This window comes from Nonomuraea sp. NPDC049695 (assembly GCF_040674955.1).
In the GTDB taxonomy this organism is placed as follows: domain Bacteria; phylum Actinomycetota; class Actinomycetes; order Streptosporangiales; family Streptosporangiaceae; genus Nonomuraea; species Nonomuraea helvata.
This window is the reverse complement of sequence record NZ_JBFANV010000027.1, coordinates 93723-115407: the sequence shown is the minus strand read 5'-3', so window position 1 is coordinate 115407 and position 21685 is coordinate 93723. Positions and strand designations below refer to the sequence as shown.

The following is a 21685-nucleotide window of genomic DNA, read 5'->3' as shown; positions in this document are numbered from 1 at the left end:
GTTGCGACACCTCAAGGCTTGATGAATTTCGGGACTGAGATGCTCTGCCAGGTGCGACAGCGCCCCGCGTGCCCTGCCGCTGCGTGGCCCGCATCGATAGGGTGCCGGGGTGAAGGTGCGCGTGACCGGGGTTCTCGTCGAGGATGGCACGATCCTGCTTCTGGACCAAGACGCCGGCAGCGGCCGTTCCTGGTCGCTGCCCGGCGGCAAGGTCGAGTCGGGCGAGTCTCTCGGCGATGCGCTGGTGCGGGAGATGCGCGAGGAGACCGGCCTCGACGTGGCGGTCGGCCGGCTGCTGTATGTGTGCGACCACCTGCCAGGCGATGGCAGCCATGTCGTCCATATGACGTTCGAGGTCGCTCGAGCCGGTGGCCTCCTCGGCGCGGTCGTCGAGGGCATCGACAGCGTGCCGATCCGCAGTGTGCGCTTTGTGCCGCTGGCTGACCTGCCGGCGCTGGATTTCTCGCCCCGGTTTGTCGAGCTGGCTCAGGCCGGCTGGCCCGGCGCCGGGTCCTACATGGGCGCCAAGGCCAGTATCGGGCTGTGATTGCGTCTGCCGTCGCTTGCCCCCTTTGCGGACACTCCGCGGTCTCGAGTGTGCTCGACCGAGGGGCCACTCGAAGTTGATCAAGTCAAGAGATGCCGTGCTCGCTGGTCGGCGGGTGGGCTCTCATATCGTGCCCCGGAGTTGACAGCCGTGGGGGGACGGTCGCCGTCAGGCCGGGGCCGAGCCGAACTCGGCCGCGTGCTGGGCGGCCCATTGTGCGTAGGTGAAGGCCGGTCGGCCGGTGACTTCGTCGACCGTGGGGACTGTTTGCGCGCTCTTGCCGTCCCTCGCGGCGAGCTGATCGATGAGCTCGGCGACCGCCGGCGCGGGCATTCCGTGGAGGATCATCTGGTCCCGGAATTGCTCTCGGGGTCGCTCCTCGAACCGCAGCGGCCGGCCGATCGTCTCCGCGATGATCCGCACGCGGTCGATCTGGGTCAGCGACTGGGGTCCGGTGAGCAGGTAGGCCTCGCCGACACGCCGATCGAGAAGGGCGCATACGGCGACCGCGGCGATGTCGCGGGGGTCGACGGGAGCCAGTGCGGCATTGCCGTACACTCCGCGGACCACCCCACCGTTGACGATCTGGGGCGCCCAGGCCAGGTCGTTGGTCATGAACGCGTCGGGGCGCACGAAGGTCCACGGCAACCCGGACGCTTCGACGGCCCGTTCCAGTTTCCGGTGTTGTTCGCTGATCCACCCAGGCGTGGGGTATGTGACGGCTGCTGAGGACAGCAGCACGACGTGCCCCAGGTGGGCTTTCCGCGCTGCTTCGAGGAATCCCTCGACGGCGTTGAAGACGGGGAACAGGAATGCGCGGTCGACGCCGGACAGCGCTTCCTCCAGGGTTTCCGCTCGGGTCAGGTCGCCGGGTACGACCTCGACGCCGTCCGGGAAGGAACGGTCGCCGGGATTGCGAGTGATGACGCGTACCTTCTCGCCCGCTTCGAGCAGTTGGCGGACGACGTTGGCGCCGACGTTCCCGGTGCCACCGGTTACCAGGATCACGGTTCAGCCTTTCTGGTCAATCGCAGGCCGAGAATCGAGCCTCGAAACAGTGTATTGATCAATACACTGTATCAAACCACCGTCCAGAGTTGCGGCAGCGCCGGGACTGACTTTCAGTCCCGTCCGAGCCAGCGGCGAGCGCGCTGCGCTGTTCGCCGTTGGCCTGGTTGCCGCGGTTGAACAATTCCTTCGCAGGTCGGGATGTTCGGCGAACATCGTGGCGTAGAAACGTGCGGCGATGTCCTCGATGGCGCCGCCGATCACGCGCAGGGTGGCTCGGACGATGGCCACCGACTCTGGACAAGGCAGCACTTACGTGATCTGACGGAATGAGAGCGCCGACGATCAGAACAGGAGCACCTGGACATGAGCGACACGCTGCGACTGCACACCGCCGGCACGACCCTGTTGGAGCGAGCCCGCGGTCTGCGCCCGCTGATCGAGCGCGAGGCGGACGCGGCCGAGGCGCAGGGCAGGCTCACCGCCCCCGTCGTGGACGCCCTGCACGAGGCAGGACTTTTCGGGATATGGGTTCCCGTGCCACTCGGCGGCTCCGAGCTCTCCCCCAGAGAGCTCATCGCCGTCTTCGAGGAGCTCTCGTACGCCGACCCCTCAACGGGCTGGGTGGTCATGGCCACCACCCTGGAGAACGGCACGGCTGGCGCCTACCTGGGCGACGACGCCGTCGAGCGGATCTTCACGGGCACGCGGACGCCGCTCATCGCGGGCCAGGGCACCCGGCCGGGCACCGCCGTACGCGAGGACGGCGGTTTCCGCCTGAGCGGGCAGTGGAGCTTCGCCTCCGGCATGCTGCACGCCCAGTACGCCCACAGCCTGGGCGCCATCGAGGGCACCGACGAGGTCCGGATCTTCATCACCCCGATCGAGGACGTCAAGATGCTCGGCAACTGGGACGTCCTGGGTCTGCGCGCCACGGGCAGCATCGACTACGCCATCGAGGACGCCTTCGTACCGGAGTCCCAGACGCACGTCTTCGACCAGGACGAGCCGTTGCGCGGCGGCGCGATCTTCCGGCTCGGCCTGGTCGACCAGGCGCTGATCTGCCACTCCGCCTGGGCGCTCGGCGTCGGCCGCCGGCTGCTCGACGAGCTGGCCGGCTACGTCGTGGCGCGGACCGGGCGGCCCGGGCAGATCGCCGGCAGCGACGCCTTCCACGCCGACTTCGCCCGCGCCGAGGCGACGTTCCGCGCGGCGAAGGCCCTGGTGCACGAGACGTGGGACGACGTGGAACGCACCCTGGACGCGGGCCGCCACCTCGACGTACGCCAGGACACGATGGTGCGGCTCGCGCTCAACCACGTCACGTGGACGGTCGCCGAGGTGGCCCGGTTCGTCTACGCGTCGGGCGGCACGACGGCCGTGCGCGACGGGCTGATCCAGCGGCTGTTCAGGGACGTCCACACCGGCACCGCGCACATCACCTCGAGCCCGCTGGCGCTCCAGGAGTGCGGCCGCGAGCTGGCGGGCCTGGCTCCGGGGCAGTCCTGGGCGCTCATGGCCCTGGAGTGATCCACTCTTGACACTTTCCCGCCGAGCGTAAAAGATACGGTCGTCCGTACAACTTAGGCGGGGATGGATGACCGACTGGGAACACAGGCTCGCGCTCGACCCGTCCGCCGCGGTGCCGCTCTACTACCAGCTGCGCGAGCGGCTGCGGGCGGCGATCCGCGACTGCGAGCCCGACACGATGATCCCCGCCGAGAAGGACCTCATGGCCTACGCGGGCGTGAGCAGGGCGACGGCCCGCCGGGCGATCGGCGACCTGGTGCAGGAGGGCCTGCTGGTGGCCCGGCAAGGGAGCGGGACCTACACCGCGCCGCTGGCCGTGGCCCCCGAGCTGGGCTCGCGGCCGGTCGGGTTCACCGAGACGATGGCGCGGCTGGGCCGCAAGCCCACGACGCAGGTGCTCAGAGCCGGTCTCCAGCACGCCGGGCCCGACGTCGCCGTCGCGCTCGGCGTGCGGGAGCGCCAGGAGGTCGTCTTCGTCGAGCGGCTGCGCCTGCTCGAAGGCGTGCCGTGCATGCTGGAGAGCGCCCACCTGCCCGTCGAGCTGGTCCCCGGCATCCTCGACGAGGATCTCACCGGCTCCCTGTACGACCTGCTGCGCACCAAGTACGGCCTGACCCCCGCGAGCGGCCGGGAGACGATCGGCGCGGTCAACGCCGACTACCGGCTCGCCGAGCTGCTGCGCGTGCCCATGGCCGCGGCCCTGCTGGCCACCGCGCGCAGCACGTCCACCGAGAGCGGGATCGCGCTCGAATACACCATCCGCCACGCTCGCGGCGACCTCACCGTGTTCTCCGTGGAGCTCAACGACGCCAAGAACGCGCTGATGGGCCAGTAGCCCCCATACCGGGAGGTCGCGCATGACCAGGTTGTCCCGCCGTGCCCTGCTCAGAACCGCCACACTCGCGACGGCATCCGGCCTGCTCGCCGCCTGCGGCTCGGACCCGGCCCCCGCGGTCCCCGCCGATGGCGTGCCGCGGGGGAAGCTCTCCGTCTGGCTGCACCAGACCAAGGCGTACGACAAGGTGTTCAACCCGCTGCTCCACAGTTACGTGCAGGAGTTCGGCGGCGTGGACGTGACTCCCCTGTACGTGCCGGTCGACAAGCTCGACGCCAAGCTGCTGACCGCGTTCGCCGGCGACGTCCCGCCTGACCTGTTCAAGATCGGCGGGTGGACCGTCCCCGGCCACGCGCGCAAGGGCAGGCTGGCCCCGATCATGCCCAAGGCCATGGGCGTGGCCGACGAGAAGGCGCTGGTGCAGAAGTACGACGAGCATGCGATCGGCTCGCTGTCGTACGACGGCAAGCTCTACGGCGTCCCCATCGACTACACGATCTGCTACCTCTACTACCGCAGGGACAGGTTCGCAGAAGCCGGGCTCGATCCGGACAAGCCGCCCACCACCTGGGAGGAGGTCGCCGAGTACAGCAAGCGGCTGACCTCGGCCGACGGCAAGAAGGTGGGCCTGCAGTGGATCCTGGGCAACCCGCAGTGGACGCTCATGCAGCTGCTCGCCCTGGTCAAGGGCAAGGGCGGCGCGATACTCAGCCCCGACGCCACCAAGGCCACCCTCGCCACGGACCCCGGGATCGAGGCGCTGCGCTACTACGGCAGCCTGGGCAACCCCAAGCTGTCGAACCCGTTATCCGGTTTCGGGTTGTTCGCCACCGGTGAGGCGGCCATGCTGGTGTCCGGGCTCTTCGCGATGGACCTGTTCCCGACGCTGAACCCCAAGCTGACGTTCGGCAAGGTCTTCGACATCGCACCGATGCCCCGCTGGGAGTCGGGCCCGCCCGTCGCGCCCGCCTACACCTGGGGCTGGGCGGTCGCCAAGAAGTCCCGGCTCCAGTACACCGCCTGGCACTTCATCGACTACCTCCAGCGCGAGGACGTCGCCGCCACGCAGCTCAAGGACGCCGGCCTGCTCACGCCGGTCAAGGGCTGGGAGAAGCTGCCGGGAGCCGACCAGAAGGCCATCGAGATCATGGCCGACTCGGCCCCACATGCCGACTTCGGCCCGCAGACACCGGTCTGGAACGAGATGGCCAAGGCGCTGACCGATGCCGCCGACGCGGTGGCGTTCGGCAAGAAGACGCCCGAGCAGGCCGCGGCCGACTTCGACCAGGCGATGCGGATCGCCCTATGAGCCCTATGACGCTGTCGCCGGCGATCGCGCCGGGCGTCGCCCGGGCGTCGGGCAAGGGGCAGCGGTGGGCGGAGGCACGCACCGGCGGCCTGCTGGCGCTCCCGGCCGCCCTGTACTTCCTGATCTTCTGGCTCGTGCCGTTCGTGGCGGCCGTCTACCTCAGCTTCACCAGCTACGACCTGGCCGGGACGCCGGAGTGGACGGGCCTGGCGAACTACCGCAGGATGCTGGCCGACCCCGGCTTCTGGAACTCGGCGAAGGTCACCGCCGTCTACACCGTCGCCTCCGTGGTGCCGTCGATCGTGTTCGGCCTGGCGCTGGCCGTGCCGCTGAGCAAGCCGGGCCGCTACAACGCCTTTCTCCGCGGCCTGATCATGATCCCGGCCGCGATGCCGCTGGTGGCCTCCTCGATGACCTGGTCGGTGATCTTCGCCGACAACGGCCTGGCGAACACACTGATCGGGCTGGCCGGCGCAGAGCCGAAGCCGTGGCTGACCGACGAGGGGCTAGCGCTCTGGGCCCTGGTGATCATGACCACGTGGAAGCACCTCGGCCTGTTCGTGATCATCCTCACCGCGGGACTCCAGGGGCTGCCGCCGGCCGTCTTCGAGGCCGCCGCGCTCGACGGTGCGGGACCTTTACGGATCTTCTCCCGCATCACGCTGCCGCTGCTGCGCCGCACGCTGCTGTTCGTGCTGGTCATCGCGGTGGTCGGGGCGATGCAGTCGTTCGTGCCCGCCTTCCTGCTGACCAAGGGCGGCCCGGCGGGCGCGACCGAGGTGCTGCCGCTCTATCTGTGGGCGACCGGCTTCACGTTCGAGCGCATGGGCTACGCGTCGGCGATCGCGATGGTGCTGCTCGTGGCCATGCTGGCGCTCTCGCTCGCGCAGTTCCGCGTGCTGCGGGGAGGCGATGACGCATGAAGGCCGTGCTCACGCTGGTCGTGGCGGTGATGCTGCTGCCGGTGTACGCGATGATCGCCGTCTCCTCGGCCTCGGACGCGAACGATCTGGGCGGGCTGACGTTCGACGTCTCCCAGCTCGGCGCGCACGTGGCGCAGCTGTTCGGCCAGGGCGGCTTCCCGCTCTACCTGCGCAACAGCCTGGTACTCGCGCTCGGCGTCGCGGTGCTCGAGGTGATCCTGTCCGGCGCCGCCGGGTACGCGCTCGCTCAGCTCCGCTTCCCCGGCAGCCGCGCGCTGTTCGCGGTGATCGTGGGGACGCTGTCGCTGTCGCCGATCGTGGTGCTGGTGCCGATGTACCTCGTCGTCAAGGCGCTGGGCTGGATCGACACCTTCCAGGGCATGATCGTGCCGTTCATGATGAGCGCCTTCGGGGTGTTCCTGGTCCGCCAGTTCGCCCTGGCGCTGCCCCGCGAGCTGCTGCTGTCGGCGCGGGTGGACGGGGCGGGCGAGCTGCGCATCTTCGTCCGCATCGGGGTCCCCCTGCTGCGGCCCGCGCTGCTGACGCTCTTCCTGCTGCAGTTCCTCGCGCAGTGGGACAACCTGCTCTGGCCGCTCATCGTGGCCAACGATCCCGGGCTGTGGCCGCTGCCCGTGGGGCTGTCGCAGCTCCAGACCGAGTACGACTTCAGCATCGGCCTGGTCAGCACCGCCGCGCTGATCACGGCGGTGCCCCCGCTGGCGCTGATGTTCCTGCTGCAGCGCTACTACGTCGCGGGGCTGACGCTGGGAGGGTTGCGGAAATGAGCTCGTTCGGGGAGTGGACGACGGCGTACGGACTGCCGGCGTTCGCGTACACGGCGGACCAGGAGCGGGACCCCCGCGCCGAGTGGGACCCCGTGCTCGACCCGCCCACGCGGCGGCACTTCGCGCACGTGGGCAACCGGCGGATCACGCTGGTGTCGGACAACTACGGGCTGAGCGACCTGTTCGACGAGCACACAGGCCTGCTGTGGCTCACCCGGGGAACCGGCGTGACCAGGGTCGGCGGGCTTTCCACTGATATTTCGGGATCTGAGCGGGTTTTCGGGCCGACCTTCGCCGTCGTCCGGGTGGCCGACGACCAGGTGGCCCTCGAACGCACGGTCCTCTGCCCGGAGGGCGAACAGCCGTGGGTGCTGATCCGCCTGCGGGTGCGCAACCTGCTCGATTCGCCCGTACGGCTGGAGCTGACCGAGGAATGGGCGGCCAGGGCGGCCAGGATCGAGCTCATCACCGGCGCCGTGGACACGGACGATCCCGGGCTCGAGCTGGAGTTGCTGGGCGAGGTCAGGACGCGGTCCGGGCTGTTGCGAGTACCGCTGGAGCTGGAGGCGGGAGCGGAGCGGGTGCTCGACTTCCGCTACGGCCTGCTCGACTCCCCACCCGGGACCGCGTCGGTGGAGAGCAGCCTGGCAGCCCTGCGCGCCCGGCTGCCCAGCGCGTCCGCCACGCGGGCTCCGGAGGCCGAGCGGGAGATCCCCTGGCACGCCGCCCTGCTCACCGGCGCGGCCTGCGCCGACGGCGTGCTCGGCGGGCACACCCTCGACCAGGGCTCCTGCTACTCCTTCAGGCACGGGTTCAACGGCGCCGCCCGCGACCCGCTCCAGCACGCCCTCCCCCTCGTCCACATCGAGCCCGACCTGGCGCTGTCCGTGCTGCGCAACACGTGCGCATGGGGCGGACCCGACGGCGACCTGCCCTATGCGCTCGGACCGGGCAAACAGCCCTGGACCGACCTGTTCCGCCCGTCGGACCAGAACCTGTGGGCCCTGTGGCTGGCCGCCGAGTACCTGAGCGCGACGGGCGACGAGGCCGCCTTCCACGCGAAGGTGCCGTACCACCCGATCCACGGGGCTCCCGAGGTGCCGCTGCAGGAGAACCTGCGCAGGCAGTTCAGGTTCCTCACCGACACGGTCGGACGGGGCGAGCACGGACACCTCCGCATACTCAACGCCGACTGGAACGACATGGCCATCACCGAGAGCGGCGTGCCCCGCGAGGTGATGATCGCCCAGGGCGAGTCCGTCCTGAACTCCGCCATGGCCGCCTGGGTCCTGCCGCGCTACGCGACGCTGGCCGAGCGGCTCGGCGACGCCGCGACCGCCGCCGAGGCCCGCAAGCTGGGCGAGGAGCTGCGCGAGCTGGTCGCGGGCGAGTGGAACGGGCGCTGGTACCGCCGCGCGTACGGCCCGGGAGCGGTCGTCGGCGACGACGATCTGTGGCTGGAGGTGCAGCCTTGGGCCGTTCTGTGCGGGGCCGCCCCGCCTGAGCGGGCCGTGGAGCTGCTGCGCACGATCGAGCGCACTGCCGCCGCCGATTCCCCTTTGGGCGCCCGGCTGCGCTGGCCCGCGCGCGACGCGTACGGCCCCGGCGGGGTCGGCACGATCTGGTACGCGGTCAACATGACGCTCGTCTGGGCCGCCGCCGAGCACCTTCCCGAGCTGGCCTGGGACTGGTGGCGGCGGATGACGCTGGCCGCGCACACGGAGGCGTACCCGGACGTCTGGGAAGGCACGCTGTCGGGCCCCGACGCGTACCTGGCGCCCGAGACCGGCCGTCCCGGGCGGACGTGGGACCTCGCCGACGTGGGGGTCGCCATGCAGGCGTACCCGGTCGCGAATCTGCACAGCCACTCCCAGCCGCTGCTGGCCTACCTGCGGCTGCTCGGGGTCGAGCCGTTCCGGCGGCCGCGCGGCGGCGCCCGCTTCGCCTCCCGGGTGCTGGAGGTCGGGCCGTGACCCGGCTCGGGATCGACGTCGGCGGCACCCGTACCAAGTGGGTGGCGCTGGAGGGGGACGCGGTCGTCGGCTCGGGCACCGTTCCCACGCCGCCCGGCCCGGACGAGACGGTGGAGCTCGCTGCCTGGCTGGCTTCGGAGCTGGCTCCGGACGCCGAGTCCATCGGGATCGGGCTCCCGGGGCACGTGGACCGCGCCACCGGAACCGCCCTGTTCGTCCCGAATCCGCCGGGCGACTGGGACGGCTATCCGCTGGGCGTCCGGCTGCGGGCGCTGGCCGGGGTCCCGGTCTCCGTCGTGAACGACGCCCGCGCGTTCGCGCTCGCCGAGCTGGAGCTGGGCGCCGCGCGCGGGCTGGCCGACGTGCTGTTCGCCGTGCTCGGCACCGGCGTGGGCGGGGCCGTGGCACTGGGCGGCGCCGTCCTCGTCGGGCCGCGCGACAACCTCGGCGAGATCGGGCACGTCACGGTCGCCCCGTGGGGGCAGGCGTGCTGCTGCGGCAACAGGGGCTGCGTGGAGACGTTCGCGGCGGGGCCCGGCATCGTGCGGGGCTTCTCCTCGGGAACGGCGGCGAAGGTCACCGCGCAGCAGCTCACGGTGGAGGAGGTCGCCGAGGCGGCCAGGGCGGGTGACGGGCGGGCGGCCAAGGCGTTCGAGCGGGCCGGATGGGCGCTCGGCGTGGCGCTGGGCGACGCGGCCTCGGTCTTCGGCGTCGGCTCGGTGGTCGTGGGCGGCGGCGTCTCCGGCGCGCTCGATCTCATGCGATCCGCCCTGCATGCCCAGCTTGCACGGAGACGACCGTTGATCGGCGACATCGCGGTGCTGCCCGCCGTACTCGGCCCGCTGGCTGGGGCGATCGGCGCCGCACTTTACGGGAGGAGATCTGGATGAAGTGGATAAGCCGCGCCATAGAGCTGCTCGGTGCGATCGAACGGACACAGGAGGAGGCCCTTGCCGAAGCCGCTCGGATCGCCTCCAAGGCCATCCTCGGCGGCGGAGTGGTGCACACGTTCGGCACCGGACATTCGCGGATGGGTGTGGAGGAGATGTTCCCCCGGTACGGCTCCTACCCCGGCTTCCACCCCATCGTCGAGCTGTCCACGACGTTCTACACCCAGGTGGCCGGCTCGAACGGGATGCGGCAGGCCATGTTCATCGAACGCGTCGAAGGGCTGGCCGACGCCATCCTCGCCAACTACGAGTTGCGGCCGAGCGACGCGGCGATCGTGTTCAGCGTCAGCGGGCTCAACGCCGTGCCCATCGAGATGGCGATGGGCCTGCGCAAGGCGGGCCTGCCCGTCGTGGCCGTGACCTCGATGAACGAGACCACGGCCGTCGATCCGGGACACCCCAGCGGGACCCGGCTCGCCGACCACGCCGACGTGGTGATCGACCTGTGCACTCCGGTGGGCGACGCGCTCTGCCAGGTCGAGGGGCTGGCCGAGCCGGTCGGGCCGGGCAGCACGCTGGCCGCCGTCTCCGTGGTCAACGAGATCAAGGTCCGCACGGCCGAGCTGCTCGTCGCGGGCGGCTGGACGCCACCGGTCATCTCCAGCGCCAAGCTCGTCGGCGGTCCCCGCTCCGAGGAGCTGTTCGAGGCCGCCTATCTCGAACACGCCCGCCGTGCCGCCGCCGTGCTCAGGAAGCCATGAGCGCGGTGCTGGTGGCCGGAGCGGACGGCGGTATCGGCCGCGCCTGCGTGGAGGCGGTCGAGGCGTCCGGCACGAGCGCGTACGGCGTGGACCTCTCCGGCGGCGTCGACATCACCGCGCCGGGCGGGGCCGAGAAGGCTGTGGCCGAGGCGCAGGCCCGGCACGGCGGGATCGCCGGCGTCGTTCACGCGGTCGGCATGTCCGGCAGGCGGCTCGGCGACGGCGGCGTGGCCGAGTGCACGGACGAGGCCTGGCAGGAGGTGCACAGGGTCAACCACGAGTCGGTGTTCCGGCTGCTGCGCGCGGCGATCCCCGCGCTGCCCGAGGGCGGGTCGGTCGTCGTGATCGGCTCGGCGCTCGGCACGTCGATCGACGACGACTTCCGCACGGTGGCCTACGCCTCGGCCAAGGGCGCGCTGATCCCGCTGATCAGGACCGCCGCCCGCGAGGCCGCGCCGCGCGGCGTGCGGGTCAACCTGGTCTCGGCCGGTCTCGTGGCCACGCCGATGAGCCTTCGAGCGCGTACGTCCGCTTCCGTCCAGGCCAGGCTGCCGTCGCTGATGCCGCTCGGCGCGTCGCCCTGCCGGCCGGAGGAGATCGCGCAGGCCGTGCTCTGGCTGCTCTCCCCGCAGTCGGGGCGCACCACGGGCGCGGTCATTCCCGTCGACGGAGGGTGGCATCTGCGGTGAACGTCCTGTGGGAAGGCGACGTGGTCGTCGCGGGCGGCGGCAGCGCCGGCTGCGCGGCGGCCGTCGCGGCGGTGCGTGCCGGCGCGACGTGCCTGCTGGTGGAGCCGGCGGGCTTTCTCGGCGGCACCGGTGCCGCTGTGCTCGACACGTTCTACGGCTTCTACGCTCCCGGCCCGGTCTCGCGGAGGGTGGTCGGCGGGATCGGCTGGGAGGTGTGCGAACGGCTCTTCTCCGCCGGGGCCGCCTTCGAGCGGCCCAACACGTACGGGGCCGGCACCGGCGTCACGTACGAGCCGGAGGAGCTGAAGCTCGTGTGGGACTCGCTCACCTCGGACGCGGACGTGCTGCTGCACGCGAGGGTGTGCGCGTACGTGCCGGGCGCCGGGGTCGAGGTGGAGACCGTGGCGGGCCGGTTCCTGGTCAAGGCCCGCGTGGTGGTGGACGCGACGGGCGACGGCGAGGTGGCGTGGCGGGCCGGCGCCACGCTGGAGCGCCCCGGCATGCGGTCGCAGCCGATGACGGCCACGTTCCGGCTGGGCGGGGTGGACCTGTCGGCCACCAGTACGGCGGAGCTGCACGCGCTGATGGCCGACTCCGACCTGCCCAGGCGCGAGGGCTCGGTGCACAGGACCGTCAACGACGGGATCGTGCACACCAATCTGACCCGGGTGAGCGGGCTCGACCCGACCGACCCGTTCGAGCTGTCGCGTGCCGAGCGCGAAGGACGTGCGCAGGTGAGCGAGTACGTCCGCTTCCTGCGCTCCAAGGTGCCCGGGTACGAGTCGGCGGTGCTGCTGAGCACGTCCGTGCGGATCGGTGTGCGGGAGTCGCGGCGGCTCGTCGGGCAATATGTCCTGACTTCTGATGATGTATTGGCTGGGAGGGATTTTCCCGACACGATCGCCCGGTGCGGCGCGCCCATCGAGGACCACGCCGCGGGGTCGGCCACCCGGTGGGAGTACGTGCACGACTTCGGGACCTACGGGATCCCGTACCGGTGCCTGCTGCCGGTCGAGATCGGCGGGCTGATCGTGGCGGGACGGTGCCTGTCGGCCACGCACGACGCCCACGCCTCGGCCCGGTCGATGGGGCAGTGCATGGCGATGGGGCAGGCGGCCGGGACGGCCGCGGCGCTGGCCGTACAGGCCGGGGTGGAGCCGGCGGCGGTGGACGTGGAGCTGCTGCGCGGCCGGCTGCGTGAGGAAGGAGCGTTGCTGTGATGTTCCGTACGGTTCTGGGGGACGTCGAGGAGATCGGCGTCACCTATGCGCATGAGCACCTCTTCATGACCGGTGACTGGCCCGTCCGCAACGAACCCGACTACCGGCTGGACTCCCTGGACGCGGCCGTCACCGAGGTGGCGGCGGCCCAGCGGCTCGGGCTGTCGGCGGTGGTCGAGATGACGCCGCTGGGGTTCGGCCGCAGCCCGTCGCTGATGAAGGCGCTGGCCGAGCGCACCGGGCTGCACGTGATCGCGGTGACCGGCTTCCACAAGAGCACGTACTACAGCGACGCGCACTGGCTGCACCGCTACTCCCCCGACGAGATCACCGAGCTGCTGGTGGCCGAGATCGAGCTCGGCATGGACGAGTACGGGCTGGTCGGGCCCCTGGTACGGCGGTCGTCGGCCCGCGCGGGAGCCATCAAGATCGCGACGGCGTACCACGCGTTCGGGCGCGGCGTGGAGCGGCTGGTGGCCGCCGTGGCCGCCGCCGCTCTCCGCACCGGCGTGCCGGTCGTCACCCACTGCGACAAGGGCACGATGGGGCACGAGCTGCTGGACGCGCTGTCGGCCTGCGGCGTGGAGGCCGATCGGGTGGTGCTCGGGCACATCGACCACAACCCCGACGCCGGATATCTCACCTCGTTGGCGGAGAGAGGGGCGTACCTGGCCTTCGACCGCCCGGGGCGGATCAAGTACGGACCGGACAGCGAGATCGTCGCGCTCGTCGCCGAACTGGCCGGACGCGGGCTGGGGCATCGGCTGCTGTTCGGCATGGACCTGGCCCGGCGCTCGTACTGGCCCGGGCTGGGCGGCGGGCCGGGGCTGACGTACCTGCTGGAGCGGTTCGTGCCGCGGCTGGAGGCGGCGGGGCTCGGCGAGACGGCCAAGTCGGCGCTGACCGCCAACCCGCACGCCGCCTTCGCGCTACGGCCGCCCCGCCGCTGATTTGTGCGGACGACCGAACCATTCCAGGGATTGACCGTGGGGAGCCGAGAAGGCCAGCGGCCGGCCGTCCAAAGCCACGACGCAGACCAGGCGGTCATCAGGCGCGGGCCGGGGAAGGCGGCGGTCCACGGACGGCAGGACGCCGACCGCTTCATTGGAGACCCAGCGGCAGGGCAGGTCCCGCATCTTCTCGGCGAACGCCTCCCGCCCCTCGACAGACAGATAAGCCAGCACAGCGGTGTGGAAGACCACCGGCGTGGCATTCGCGGGGGCCTGCGCGACCAGGTCCCCGATCACCTCGTTGAGGTCCCCGCGTACCAGGTGTGGCGGCTCCTCCCGGGCGATGCTGACGGCGCCCCGCAGCCGCGGCAGCCTCTCGTGCTGCTCCGGCCAGACCAGGCACTCCAGCCATCGCATGTCCTCCGCGCTGCGCACATCGAGAGGATTGAGGTCCACGCCGGCCCGCCAGACCACCCTGGGCACCTCCGCGGGCAGCGGAACCGGCCCGTCCTCGCGGCACTCGAGCACGACCGGGCTGTCGGCGGGCCCGACCACATGCCCGCCGCCGTAGCGGTACCGGTAGCGGTCCGGATACAGGCACAGCCCGGCCGACGCGCCGACCTCGATCAGCGCCAGGGGCTGCGGCAGGGCGGCGAGGACCGGCAGCAGCACGGCGCACCGGCCCGGCTCGTTCGTCTGGGTACGGCGCTCGGCCATGGCCTGCCGCACCCGGTCCCACTCGGCCGACGTCCACGTACGGAACGCCTCGTAGTCCTCGACCGGTCCACCGAGCAACCGCACCACCCCGAAGAGCAGGTTCGGCTGCCGCTTCGGTTCGGGCAGCTGCTCGATCAGGGCCAGCAGCTCGGCGTCCTCGGCGATCCGGCCGGCCAGCAGGTCGTAGGTCGCGGACTGCCCGCGTGCCTCCATGGCCCCGAAGCTCCTGTACCACTCCGCTGTCGTGTTCATCGCGGGGTGGCGGCGTCGCCGAGAGAGATCTTGACCGGCTCGCCGCCGGAGAGCGTCACCGTGACCTCCTCGCCGTCCACCTGGATCTCCGGCGTGGGCGGCTCCTGCCCGGCTCCCGTGAGCAGGACCAGGCTGACGTACACGGCGGTGCCGCCCGGATGGTGGTCGCAGGTCAGGTACGGCGTGGCGGAGTGCCGTCCGAAGGCGTTCACGCCCTGCGCGGTCGCCACGCCCGCGCCGGTGTAGCCGTGCAGCCCGCGCACCACGCCGGCCAGGCCGTCCGCGCGCCGGGCCAGCGCCCAGGTGTCCCCGGACTCGGTCGCCGGCGGTCGCCGATCGGCGAGCGCGTGGCCGCCGTCCCGCACCTGGTGCCCGGCGGGCGCGGTGACCTGGTGGACGCGGACCTCGGCCGCGCCGTCGACCACGGAGGCGGTCACCACGCGGACGGGACCGTCCTGGTACGCCGAGGCGGCGAAGCGCTCCCCCACGGTGACGGGCTCGATGCGGCGGCGCCGGGAGACGGCTCCCTGCGGTGAGATGACGGCGAGCTGCCCGTCGATCGCCTCGTCGCCGATGTCGGGGCCGGTGTGGCTGGTGTAGGCGAGCCTGAGGTAGTGAGGGTCCGGCGAGCCCTGAGGGTCCTGGACGCGGTCGCGGTCGCTGCCGTGGTTGACGACGCGGACGACGCCGTCCTCGCGGGTGGCGTGCAGCAGCCAGCCGGGCGCGGGCATCGCCACGACCTGGTCGGCGAGGTCGACGGGTGCGGCCTCCTCGGCATCCGTCCAGACCGGGTGCTCCGGCGGCAGCAGCAGGCCGAGGAAGGCCTTGCTGGCCCAGTACGGCGAGGCGGGGCCGGAGTAGTCCTGCTTGCCGGGCGGGAAGTCGTCGTACCAGCCGCAGGTGAGCAGGCCGCGGCTGTCGGGGGCGCCGCGCTCGGCGAAGTGGCGCAGCACGCCGCTCGCGATCCGCCTGGTGCGCCCCGGCGGAAGGGGCGAGGCGCCGGTCAGCGCCCCCAGCCAGAGCGGGGCGACCGTGGCGAAGCGGTAGATCAGCGAGCGTCCTTGGTGCACCGGCCCGCCGTCGGCGGCGAAGAAGTGCTGGTACTGCTCCAGGAACCGGTGCAGGCGGTCCGCGTAGAGCCGCTGCCGGGCGGTGTCGCCGGCCATTCTGGCCCACAGCGACGGATACAGGTGCATCGCCCAGCCGGAGTAGTAGTCGAAGTTCTTGCCCTTGCCGTCGGAGTACCAGCCGTCGCCGACGTACCAGTCCTCGATCCGCTCCAGCCCGCCGGTGATCTCGGCGGGGTCGTGCGGCCCGCCCACCTCGGCCAGGAACTGCTCCACGACCACCTGGAAGAGGATCCAGTTGTTCGCCGGCGTGCGCCGCCCGACGAACCCGGCCAGCCACGCCACCACGCGTTCCTGCTGCGCCGGGGAGAGCCGGTCGTACAACCAGGGGCGGGTCTCGTGCAGGGCGAGCGCCACCGAGGCGGCTTCGACGAGCGGCTGGGACATGTCGGCCAGGGGCGGCCAGGCGTACGGGTGCGCGGGGTCGGTACCGGCCACCAGCCCGGCGGCATAGCGCTCCAGCAGGGCCGGCGGCACGGCGCCGAGCGCCCCGGCGATGCGGAAGCCCGCCAGCAGGAACGTGCGGGCGAACCCTTCCAGCCCGTCGCTCACCGGGCCTGACCGGCTCGCCGGACCGGGCAGGCGGAACTGGGCGAAGTCGTCCGTGGCGTAGGGCACCACGGACTCCAGCAGGTGGTCCGCCATGCTCTCCCAATGAGCGCGGGTCCAGCCGGTGTGAGGAGACAGGCGGGGGTCGGTGGGCGGCGGTGTCACGGTGACGGCGGCTCTTCCAGGTGGGGGCGGACGGAATCGCGGACGACGATGTGCGTGCCGAGCATCACGTGCTGGGAGGTGCCCGGCGTGTCGGTGTCCAGGGCCAGCCGTACGGCGGTGCGGCCCAGCTCCTCGTGCGGCACGTGGACGGTGGTGAGGTCGATGTCGTCCGCCGGGGGAAGATCGTCGAAGCCGACCAGCGAGACGTCGCCGGGCACGCTCAGGCCGCGTTCGCGCAGTGCCGCGCGCGCACCCGCGGCGATCAGGTCGTTCCCGGCGAAGACGGCGGTGAAGTCGCGCGGCCCGGCGTCGAGCCGCTCGCGCATCATGCGGTGGCCGTCGCGCCGGTCCATGACCACGCTGTCGACCTCCAGGGCGGGGTCGTGCGGGACGCGGTGCGCGGCCAGCGCCGCGCGGTAGCCGGCGATCCGGCTCTCGGGCGTGGTGTATCCGGTCCGCCGCCCGAGGAAGAGGATGCGCTTGTGGCCCGCCGAGAGCAGGTGGCTGGTGATGGCGTGGGCGCCGCCGGTGTTGTCGTACTCGACCACGACGGCGGGCACGTCGTCGCCCAGCGGGGGCCGGCCGCAGAGCACGAGCCGCGATCCTGCCACGGCCAGCGCGCGGGCGTAGTCCGCCATGCGCTCGCGGTAGGCGTCGTCGGCCGGCATGTTGCCGACCAGGATGACGGCTTCGGCGTGCTCCTCGCGCAGCAGCCGGACCGTGGCGAGCTCCCGCTGGGGGTCTCCGCCGGTGGTGCCGACGATGCACAGCCTGCCTTCGCGCGCGGCCTGGTCCTGCACTCCCTGCGCGACGTGGGCGTAGTGCGGAGAGACGACGGAGGTGACCACGATGGCCACGCTCTTGGGGCGCACCCCCGCCAGGCCGCGGGCGTGGGCGTTGGCCACGTAGTCGAGCTCGCGTACCGCGCGCATGACCTTGCCGCGCGTGGCGGGCGCGCTGGGATAGGTGCCGGAGAGGATGCGGGAGACGGTGGCGACCGAGACGCCGGCGTGTCTGGCCACGTCCCGGATCGTCGAGGGGCGAGGCCGTCCGTCTTCGGGCGTGGCCCGGCGAGGCATCCGACCTCCTCACGTTCATGTAACCGCTTGAACGGATGATTTCCCATGCGATCGAGCACGTCAAATTCCCTGGCGGGGGGAGCAAGGAGGGTCGATACGGCACGCGTACCGGTCGCATTCCTCGCGCATTCCTGTAAACGGTTAAACAATGTCGCGCATGCCGTTCAGCCGGCGGTGCCGAGCTGGGCGCGCACCTTGGCGAGGAGGCCGGGCGGGAGGGGGGCGTAGCCGTACAGGGCGAGGGAGGACTGGCCGGCGTTGCCCGCGGTGTAGGTCAGGAAGGTCCGCGCCGCGGGGTCGATCTTCTCCGAGCAGGTGATCTCGTAGGTGACCAGGACGATGGGGTAGGCGTCCCTGCTCCTCGTCAGGTAGTCGAACTTCACCACCACGCCGTCTTTTTGGCCGGCGGTCCGGGCGTCCGCCAGGGCGTCGGTGGCGCTCTGGGGCGAAAGCGCGACGAACCGCCCCGAGGCGTTGCGGACCTTGGCGGTGGGCAGGCTGGCGTTGCTGGCGAACCCGTACTCCACGTACCCGATGGAGTCCCTGGTGTGCTGGACGGCCTCGGTGATACCTGTGGACCCCACGGCGCCCTGCCCCGAGCCGGCCCATTTCCTCGACGGCTGGTACGGCCAGCGGCCCGCCGCCTTGAGGTAGCTGGTGAAGTTGTGGGTCGTGCCCGATTCGTCGGAGCGGTGGAAGACGCGGATGCCGGTGTGCGGCAGGCGGGTGCCGCGGTTGTCGGCGGCTATCTCCGGGGCGTCCCATCGGGTGATCCGCCCGCTGAAGATGCCGGTCATGGTGGCGGGCGAAAGCTTCAGTCCCGGCACGGACGGCTGGTTGTAGGCCACCGCGATGGGGCCGACCACCATGGGCAGGTGCACCGCCTTGCCACCGCAGCGCCTGTCGGCCCGCGCCTGTTCGCAGGGGCTCATCGCGACGTCGGAGCCGGCGAACGCGGTCTTCCCCTCGATGAACTCCCGGATCCCGGCACCCGATCCGTTGGCCCGGTAGTCCACCCGCAGGTCGGGGTACATCCGCTGGAAGTCGGCACGCCAGGCGTCCATCGCGCCCTTCTGCGCGCTCGAGCCCGAGCCCGAGATCGACGCCGTGACCGGAGGGGTCCTGGGCTCGTCGTCGTGGGTCAAGAAAGCGGTCCCGCTCAGGCCGGCGGTGCAGGCTGCCAAGGTGAGGGCGGCGAGCAGGCCCGGACCGGCGGCTTGTGTCAGCTTTGCCATCCCCTGGAGGCTATGAAGCGGCCATGACGGCTACGTGAACGACCCGTCAAGCACCAGGCCGCAAATCGTCATATATCTGTCAAGTGGACTTACCTGGGATTGCGCGGGGTTTGCCCGCCGAAGGGGCCGCCCCCCGATACGTCCAGGCGCCGCCGCCGGCCAGCTCGGTGATCAGGTGGTGGTCCGGCGACAGCGCGCAGGCCGGGTCGGTACGCCCGGCGTCCCCCGTGATCGCGTACGCCTGGCAGCGGCAGCCGCCGAAGTCGACCTCCCTGCGCGGACAGCCGGCACAGGGCCCGCTCATCCAGGCGGTCCCCCGATAGGCGTTGAAGGCGGGCGAGTGCTCCCAGATCCAGGCGAGCGAGCGGTCACGGGCGTTCGGCAGCTCCAACGGCAGATCGTAGGCGGCCGGGCAGGGCAGCACCCGGCCGTCGGGCGCGACGGTGATCGAGATCGCGCCCCATCCGCCCATGCAGGGCTTGGGCACGCCGTCGAAGTAATCAGGAATCACCCAGATCAGCTCGACATCCGTCTTTTCGCGATATTTCCGTACGACCGCCTCCGCGCGGGCGAGCTGCTCCCTGGTCGGCAGCAACGCGGCCCTGTTGCGCAGCCCCCACCCGTAGAACTGGGTGTTGGCCAGCTCGATGCGCTCCGCGCCCCACGCCAGCCCGAGCTCGATGATCTCGCCCACGGCGTCGAGGTTCGCGCGGTGCAGCACGACGTTGAGCCCGAGCGGCAGCCCGGCGGCCGTCACGACGGCGGCCGCCCGCTCCTTCCGCGCGAACGACCTGACCCCGGCGATCTCGTCCGACTCCCGCTCGCCGGCCGACTGGACCGACAGCTGCACGCTGCGCAGCCCGGCTTCGGCCAGCTCCGCGAGCCGGCGCCCGGTCAGCCCGACACCGCTGGTGACGAGCTGCGTGTAGACGCCTTCCCGGTCGGCCGTCGCCACGATCCGCGCCAGGTCGCGCCTGAGCAGCGGCTCGCCGCCGGACAGGTGGGCGTGCACCACGCCGAGCGCCGCCGCCTCCTCGATGATCCGCTGCCACTCCCCCGTGCTCAGCTCACTCGACCTGGCCGCGAGCTCGGTCGGGTTCGAGCAGTACGGGCAGCGCAGCGGGCACGCGTGCGTGAGCTCGGCCAGCATGGCCCACGGCGGGTTCACCGCAGCCAGCCCTCGGTGCGCACCCGGTCGAGGAAGTCCACCACGTCGGCCTCGACCCCCTCGGGGAACTCCGCGACGATCTCATCGACCGTCCGCCGCCCGTCGCAGAGCCCGACGATGGCCGCCGCCTCCTCGTTCAGCACGACGATCCGCTCGGGCACGATGAGCAGGTCCGCTCCCCGTACCGGATCGTGGCGGAGGATGGCCGAGCGGGAGAGAGCGGGCCGCCAGATCATCGGTACGCTCCGTCCACCGCGTCGAGCAGCGCCCACAGCACGTCGCACTTGTAGCCGAGCGCCGCGACGGCCCTTTCCTGGTCGGTACGGCTCCGCGCCCAGTCGAGGACCAGGCCCAGTGCCTCGCGGCTGTCCTGGCGGCCCTGCGAGACGCGTACCTGGAAGTAGCGGAGCCCTTCCTGGTCGATCCACGGGTAGTGCTTCTCGAAGGCGGCGATCCTCGTACGCATCAGGTCGGGCGCGAACAGCTCGGTCAGCGAGGCGGCCACGGCCTCGAGCACGGAGCCGTTGCGGCAGAGGTTCACGTAGCCGTCGACCGCCAGCCGCACACCCGGCAGCACGCCCTCGCCCGACAGCAGCTCGTCGCGATCCAGCCCGGCGGCCTCGCCGAGGCGCAGCCACCGCTCGATGCCGCCCTCCCCCGGTCCGGTGCCGTCGTGGTCCTGGATGCGGCGCAGCCACATCCGGCGCAGCTCGGGCGTGGCCAGCTTGGCGAGGATGAACGCGTCCTTGACCGGGATGTGCCGCTGGTAGTGGAAGCGGTTGAGTATCCAGCCCCTCAGCTCGTCGCGGCTCAGCTCGCCCGCGTGCATGCGCAGGTTGAACGGGTGCAGGTGGTGGTAACGCCGCTCCGGTACGGCACGCAGCTCCGCCTCGAAGTCGTTCAAAGCTCGATCACCATCCCGTCGGCGGCCACCTCGACGCCCAGCTCGGCCAGCGCCTTGTGCTGGCCGGCCGCCGGGTCCACGAGGGGGTTGGTGTTGTTGAGGTGGGTGTAGAGACAGCGGCCCGGCAGCCGGGACAGGCGCTCCATGGTGGCCGTGATGGGCAGATGGCCCATCTGGGTGGCGGTTCTGGCGGAGATGCCGGTGCGCCGGGGTTCGTCGTCGTCCCAGAACGTGCCGTCGACGATCACGCAGTCGGCCGCGGCGAACGCCTCGTCCAGTTCGTCGGGCCACACCCCCATGGCGGGAGCGTAGATCAGCGTGGCGGCGCCGTCAGTGAGGCGCAGCGCGGACACCCAGCCCGGGGAGTCGGGGGCGTCGGCGGCGTAGCGGGGCCGCTTGCCCGAGATCGGAATGGCGTCGGCGTCGGCCCAGGCGATCTGGAGGTAGGGCCGGAGCAGGTCGGCGAAGGGCCGCAGCGCCTGCCGTACCACCGGGGTCGAGTGCACCTCCAGCGTGTCGGCCTCTCTCAGCCGCAGCAGGCCGATCGTGTGGTCGAGCTCGGCGTCGGTGAGGATCACGCCCTTCAGCGGTGACTGCCGCGGGCCGGGGCCGGGGCGGAGCCAGGCGCACGCCTCGATCTGGTCGGCGATGTCGGGCGTGGCGTTGACGACGTAGCAGCTGTCGGCCCGCTGAACGGCGAGGCTCGCGTGGCGGCGCCGCCGGCCCGGGTGGGCGCGCGCCCCGGAGCATCCGGGGCACGCGCAGTTCCACTGGGGCACGCCGCCACCGGCCGCGGTGCCGAGCACCTGCAGTCGCACGGCGATCCCGGCCTACCTGGTGGCCAGGAAGTACGCCGACATCTCCATCGACGCCTCGACGACCTGGTAGTCGGGCTTGTGCCAGGTCGTCTCCTCGCCGCGGGTCCTGACCTTCTTCTCGTGGATCCTGCGAGGTTGCTTCTTGCCCTGATCCTTCGGCTGGGACATACGCGTGCACCTGCCTCTCGTAGGGTGTTACAAACGACATGACCACCTGAAGGCGCTGCCGTCAATGACGTCGAGAGGCGGGT

Annotated in this window: 23 protein-coding genes; 12 read left to right on the top strand and 11 right to left on the bottom strand. The window is 71.6% G+C overall.

The window, feature by feature from the left end; genetic code table 11:
• The first annotated feature begins 109 nt into the window (after positions 1–109).
• Entirely contained in the window at positions 110–547 is a 438-nt protein-coding gene (locus AB0J64_RS23960) for an NUDIX hydrolase (RefSeq protein WP_364030553.1), read from the top strand.
• Positions 548–715: 168 nt separating this feature from the next.
• Here the strand turns inward: AB0J64_RS23960 and AB0J64_RS23955 are convergent, their stop codons facing one another.
• Positions 716–1555, bottom strand: a complete 840-nt coding sequence (locus AB0J64_RS23955; RefSeq protein ID WP_364030550.1) for an NAD(P)H-binding protein — start codon at positions 1553–1555, stop codon at positions 716–718.
• 3 nt (positions 1556–1558) lie between these two features.
• Entirely contained in the window at positions 1559–1846 is a 288-nt protein-coding gene (locus AB0J64_RS23950) for a hypothetical protein (protein ID WP_364030547.1), read from the bottom strand.
• A 75-nt stretch (positions 1847–1921) separates the two neighbouring features.
• On the opposite strand from AB0J64_RS23950, the gene AB0J64_RS23945 reads away from it, so the two are divergent.
• The 11 genes from AB0J64_RS23945 to AB0J64_RS23895 all read left to right on the top strand — a co-directional run bounded on the left by AB0J64_RS23945 (position 1922) and on the right by AB0J64_RS23895 (position 13420).
• On the top strand, positions 1922–3085 hold the full coding sequence (locus tag AB0J64_RS23945; protein ID WP_364030544.1) for an acyl-CoA dehydrogenase family protein: 1164 nt from the start codon (positions 1922–1924) through the stop codon (positions 3083–3085).
• A 67-nt stretch (positions 3086–3152) separates the two neighbouring features.
• A complete protein-coding gene (locus AB0J64_RS23940) occupies positions 3153–3920 on the top strand; it encodes a GntR family transcriptional regulator (protein ID WP_364030541.1) in 768 nt (255 codons plus the stop codon).
• Between the two features lie 22 nt (positions 3921–3942).
• Positions 3943–5229 carry an ABC transporter substrate-binding protein gene (locus tag AB0J64_RS23935; RefSeq protein WP_364030538.1) on the top strand — a complete coding sequence of 429 codons (1287 nt, stop codon included), beginning with the start codon at positions 3943–3945 and terminating at the stop codon, positions 5227–5229.
• Positions 5226–6152: a sugar ABC transporter permease gene (locus tag AB0J64_RS23930; RefSeq protein WP_364030535.1), complete on the top strand. Its 927-nt coding sequence runs from the start codon at positions 5226–5228 to the stop codon at positions 6150–6152. The genes AB0J64_RS23935 and AB0J64_RS23930 overlap by 4 nt, the downstream gene beginning before the upstream one ends.
• Positions 6149–6937 (top strand): carbohydrate ABC transporter permease, encoded by a 789-nt coding sequence (locus AB0J64_RS23925; protein WP_364030532.1) that lies wholly within the window; start codon positions 6149–6151, stop codon positions 6935–6937. The genes AB0J64_RS23930 and AB0J64_RS23925 overlap by 4 nt, the downstream gene beginning before the upstream one ends.
• Positions 6934–8910, top strand: coding sequence for a hypothetical protein (locus AB0J64_RS23920; protein WP_364030529.1), 1977 nt, complete (start codon positions 6934–6936; stop codon positions 8908–8910). Before AB0J64_RS23925 ends, AB0J64_RS23920 begins: the two co-directional genes overlap by 4 nt.
• The gene (locus AB0J64_RS23915; RefSeq protein ID WP_364030526.1) at positions 8907–9800 is read left to right on the top strand and encodes an ROK family protein; all 894 of its coding nucleotides are present in this window, start codon (positions 8907–8909) and stop codon (positions 9798–9800) included. The genes AB0J64_RS23920 and AB0J64_RS23915 overlap by 4 nt, the downstream gene beginning before the upstream one ends.
• Complete coding sequence (locus AB0J64_RS23910; protein ID WP_364030523.1) at positions 9797–10561, top strand: SIS domain-containing protein; 765 nt, start codon at positions 9797–9799, stop codon at positions 10559–10561. Before AB0J64_RS23915 ends, AB0J64_RS23910 begins: the two co-directional genes overlap by 4 nt.
• Entirely contained in the window at positions 10558–11250 is a 693-nt protein-coding gene (locus tag AB0J64_RS23905; RefSeq protein WP_364030520.1) for an SDR family oxidoreductase, read from the top strand. Before AB0J64_RS23910 ends, AB0J64_RS23905 begins: the two co-directional genes overlap by 4 nt.
• Positions 11247–12470 (top strand): FAD-dependent oxidoreductase, encoded by a 1224-nt coding sequence (locus tag AB0J64_RS23900; RefSeq protein ID WP_364030517.1) that lies wholly within the window; start codon positions 11247–11249, stop codon positions 12468–12470. The genes AB0J64_RS23905 and AB0J64_RS23900 overlap by 4 nt, the downstream gene beginning before the upstream one ends.
• Positions 12470–13420 (top strand): hypothetical protein, encoded by a 951-nt coding sequence (locus AB0J64_RS23895; protein WP_364030514.1) that lies wholly within the window; start codon positions 12470–12472, stop codon positions 13418–13420. Before AB0J64_RS23900 ends, AB0J64_RS23895 begins: the two co-directional genes overlap by 1 nt.
• On the opposite strand, the gene AB0J64_RS23890 is transcribed toward AB0J64_RS23895, so the two are convergent.
• From AB0J64_RS23890 to AB0J64_RS23850, 9 genes are all read right to left on the bottom strand, one after another.
• Positions 13400–14389, bottom strand: a complete 990-nt coding sequence (locus tag AB0J64_RS23890; RefSeq protein ID WP_364030511.1) for a DUF2332 domain-containing protein — start codon at positions 14387–14389, stop codon at positions 13400–13402. The genes AB0J64_RS23895 and AB0J64_RS23890 overlap by 21 nt on opposite strands.
• Positions 14386–16230 carry a DUF2264 domain-containing protein gene (locus tag AB0J64_RS23885; protein WP_364030508.1) on the bottom strand — a complete coding sequence of 615 codons (1845 nt, stop codon included), beginning with the start codon at positions 16228–16230 and terminating at the stop codon, positions 14386–14388. Before AB0J64_RS23885 ends, AB0J64_RS23890 begins: the two co-directional genes overlap by 4 nt.
• Positions 16227–17252 (bottom strand): LacI family DNA-binding transcriptional regulator, encoded by a 1026-nt coding sequence (locus AB0J64_RS23880; protein WP_364030505.1) that lies wholly within the window; start codon positions 17250–17252, stop codon positions 16227–16229. Before AB0J64_RS23880 ends, AB0J64_RS23885 begins: the two co-directional genes overlap by 4 nt.
• A gap of 221 nt (positions 17253–17473) precedes the next feature.
• Positions 17474–18544, bottom strand: coding sequence for a phosphate ABC transporter substrate-binding protein PstS (gene pstS, locus AB0J64_RS23875; protein WP_364030502.1), 1071 nt, complete (start codon positions 18542–18544; stop codon positions 17474–17476).
• 79 nt (positions 18545–18623) lie between these two features.
• Positions 18624–19712, bottom strand: coding sequence for a pyrroloquinoline quinone biosynthesis protein PqqE (gene pqqE, locus AB0J64_RS23870; protein ID WP_364030499.1), 1089 nt, complete (start codon positions 19710–19712; stop codon positions 18624–18626).
• On the bottom strand, positions 19709–19948 hold the full coding sequence (gene pqqD / locus AB0J64_RS23865; RefSeq protein ID WP_364030495.1) for a pyrroloquinoline quinone biosynthesis peptide chaperone PqqD: 240 nt from the start codon (positions 19946–19948) through the stop codon (positions 19709–19711). Before pqqD ends, pqqE begins: the two co-directional genes overlap by 4 nt.
• Positions 19945–20616, bottom strand: a complete 672-nt coding sequence (gene pqqC / locus AB0J64_RS23860; protein WP_364030492.1) for a pyrroloquinoline-quinone synthase PqqC — start codon at positions 20614–20616, stop codon at positions 19945–19947. Before pqqC ends, pqqD begins: the two co-directional genes overlap by 4 nt.
• On the bottom strand, positions 20613–21434 hold the full coding sequence (locus AB0J64_RS23855) for an MBL fold metallo-hydrolase (RefSeq protein ID WP_364030489.1): 822 nt from the start codon (positions 21432–21434) through the stop codon (positions 20613–20615). Before AB0J64_RS23855 ends, pqqC begins: the two co-directional genes overlap by 4 nt.
• A gap of 12 nt (positions 21435–21446) precedes the next feature.
• The gene (locus tag AB0J64_RS23850) at positions 21447–21602 is read right to left on the bottom strand and encodes a hypothetical protein (RefSeq protein ID WP_344988122.1); all 156 of its coding nucleotides are present in this window, start codon (positions 21600–21602) and stop codon (positions 21447–21449) included.
• Between the last annotated feature and the right edge of the window lie 83 nt (positions 21603–21685).